Consider the following 2,549-nt stretch of genomic DNA (forward strand, 5'->3'; position numbering starts at 1 on the left):
GATGTGTATAAGAGACAGGCGCACGCTGGTACCGGGCAGCGCGCGCGGGCACGACACCTTGCTGGCCGACGGGCACCTGGGGTGCGGTCCGCTGGGTGCGCCCCCCTCGTACGCGCACTCCCCCCTTTCGCCTCAACGCGCCGGGGCGCACACCCCGGTCAGTACGCCCCCCGGTGCGCCGGTCACCGATGTACCGGTGACGGCACCGGACGGGACCTCGGTACGGCTGCGCGACCGGCTGGGCCGGGGGCACCTGCTGGTCGTCCTGGTCGCACCCGGCACCGGGGTGTGGGACCGGCGGCACTGGCTGACCGCAGGTGTCATGCCCCGGCTCGTCGAGGCCGTGGACGCGCTGCCCGTGAAGGCGGAACTCCTGGTGTCCGAGAGCTATCCGGGGGCGACGGCCCACACGGTTCTGCTGGTGAGGCCGGACGGATATCTGGTGGCGGCGTTCCACGGGGTCCGGCCCGCGGAACTCCACGCGGCGGCCGACGCGGCCCGTGGAGGTGACCCCGGTACGACGCACGGCACCCGTGACGCGGACGGTGACGGCGGCGCGCCCGGGCACCGGGACGGGACCGCCGGGGACCGCGCCGACGGCAGGCCCCGGTCCCGTGGCGAGGGGCGCGTGCCCGGCGACTCTCGACGGTCCCAAGGACCCGGCCGGTCGCGAGGCCCCGGAGCGTCCAGGGGTTCCGGCCGGCCGGGCGGTTCCGAGCGGACCGCGGACGTCGATTGACCACCGCAGGCGCACATGGTGTACTCCGGATCATGACCGACACCGATGTGCGCCTGTGGCGGAGGGTCCATATGGACCTCGTCCGCTATGCGGGCTGCGTGTGTCGTCCGTCCTGCTGACTCGCCCTCTCCGCACCCCGTGCTGCCTTCCGCAGGGGCGTGCGCTTCCACGCGAACCCTCAGGACGGTCCCTGTGTCTGCGCCCTCACCTTCCACGCCCACGCCTGTCTCCGCTCCCACGTCGGACTCCGCACCCACGCCTGTCTCCGCACCCGCGTCCGTCTCCGCTCCCACACCTGCCTCCGCCCCCACGTCCGGAACAGGCCCTTCCGGAGTCCCGACCGTCGCGGACCTGCTCGCCTTCGCCCGCCGGACCGCCGAGGACCCCGTGCTCATCGCCTCCCTCCCCCTCGATCCCGAGGGCCGCACCTGGCTCCGGCTCAAGGGGCCTGGGGGCAGCGAGGCGTGGCTGATCGGCTGGCCACCCGGCACGGGCACCGGCTGGCACGACCACGCCGAGTCCATGGGGGCCTTCACCGTCGCCGTGGGCACCCTGCGGGAGTACTCGCTGGCCGCCCGGCTGCCCTCGGACGGCTGGAAGTCCATCGAACTGGACGAGGCCGTCGACCGCACAAGGGAGTTGGCGGCAGGCCAGGGACGGGGCTTCGGCCTGCACCACGTGCACGAGGTGCTGAACGAGTCCGGACGGGAGCATGCCGTCTCGGTGCACGCCTACTATCCGCCGCTGCCACGGATCCGCCGGTACACCCGCACGGGTGCGGTGCTGCGTCTGGAGCAGACCGAACGTCCGGAGGACTGGCAGTGACCACGGAAGGCGAAGACGGAACCGGTTCCCGCGAGCCGGCGGGGATCGACGAACTGCTGGAGGCGATCCGGGCCGGCTACGAACGGTTCGACCCCTCACAGGCTGCCGCCGCCGCGGCCGAGGGCGCCCTGCTGGTGGACATCCGCTACGCGGCTCTGCGTGAGAAGGACGGGCGCATCCCCGGAGCGTTCGTCGTCGAACGCAACGAACTGGAGTGGCGTCTCGACCCCCGGGGCAGCCACCGCCTCCCGGAGGCGGTGAGCCATGACCTGCGGATCGTGGTGATCTGCAACGAGGGGTACGCGTCGAGCCTCGCGGTCGCGTCCCTGCGGCAACTGGGACTGCACCGGGCCACCGACCTCATCGGCGGTTTCCAGGCCTGGCGTGCGGCCGGTCTGCCGGTCACCGCCGGGGACGCCCCCGGCTCCGTGTGACGTCCTGCCGCGTCCGACGGCTGCGGGCTCTCAACCGTCCGCACCGTCGAGCACGAGTTCAGCCGGACGGCGTGGCCGAGGGCCGCACGCCGAACCACTGCTCGGCGCCGTACTCCTCGAACCGCTCCACCTCGGTGAACCCCAGCTTCGCGGCGAGGCGCACCGCCCGGTCGTTGGCGGTCCGGGTGCAGAGCACCACCGGCTCCCCGGGGAGTGCGCCGGCGAACCAGTCGAGTGCCGCCGCGCACGCCTCGGCGGCGTATCCGCGTCCCCACGCCTCCGGCAGGAAGAGGTAGCCGAGCTCGGCCTCCCCGCCATCCGCACGGACGTGCCCCGGACGTTCCGCGTCACGTCGATCCAGCGTGATCACGCCGATCATCGCTCCGTCGAGTTCGGTCACGAAGAGACCGGGGCGCCGCCCGGGCACCTCGGGAACCGCGCGCTCGAGCTCTGCGCGCGGTCGAGGGCCCCCGAGGTAGTCATGCACCTCCGGCGAGGCGAACAGTTCGATGAACGCCGCGCGGTCCCGGGCCTGTCTCTTATACACATCT

Annotated in this window: 4 protein-coding genes and 1 pseudogene; 4 read left to right on the forward strand and 1 reads right to left on the reverse strand. The window is 73.0% G+C overall.

What is annotated here, in order from left to right:
• The 4 genes and pseudogenes from IH13_RS36575 to IH13_RS0102820 all read left to right on the forward strand — a co-directional run.
• Positions 1 to 739 (forward strand): annotated as a pseudogene (locus IH13_RS36575) (monooxygenase); the annotation flags it as partial.
• Positions 740 to 771: 32 nt separating this feature from the next.
• On the forward strand, positions 772 to 858 hold the full coding sequence (locus tag IH13_RS45715; RefSeq protein WP_311605579.1) for a putative leader peptide: 87 nt from the start codon (positions 772 to 774) through the stop codon (positions 856 to 858).
• Positions 859 to 931: 73 nt separating this feature from the next.
• The gene (locus IH13_RS0102815; RefSeq protein WP_031080765.1) at positions 932 to 1,564 is read left to right on the forward strand and encodes a cysteine dioxygenase; all 633 of its coding nucleotides are present in this window, start codon (positions 932 to 934) and stop codon (positions 1,562 to 1,564) included.
• On the forward strand, positions 1,561 to 1,998 hold the full coding sequence (locus tag IH13_RS0102820) for a rhodanese-like domain-containing protein (protein WP_110084962.1): 438 nt from the start codon (positions 1,561 to 1,563) through the stop codon (positions 1,996 to 1,998). The genes IH13_RS0102815 and IH13_RS0102820 overlap by 4 nt, the downstream gene beginning before the upstream one ends.
• 58 nt (positions 1,999 to 2,056) lie before the next feature.
• On the opposite strand, the gene IH13_RS0102825 is transcribed toward IH13_RS0102820, so the two are convergent.
• On the reverse strand, positions 2,057 to 2,545 hold the full coding sequence (locus tag IH13_RS0102825) for a GNAT family N-acetyltransferase (RefSeq protein ID WP_037840674.1): 489 nt from the start codon (positions 2,543 to 2,545) through the stop codon (positions 2,057 to 2,059).
• Positions 2,546 to 2,549: the final 4 nt, after the last annotated feature.

The organism is Streptomyces sp. NRRL WC-3549, from assembly GCF_000721935.1.
Classification (GTDB): domain Bacteria; phylum Actinomycetota; class Actinomycetes; order Streptomycetales; family Streptomycetaceae; genus Streptomyces.

Bases quoted from the DNA above. Each gene is read 5' to 3' on its own strand.
- IH13_RS45715 (WP_311605579.1), top strand. From the start codon at position 772: ATGACCGACACCGATGTGCGCCTGTGGCGGAGGGTCCATATGGACCTC.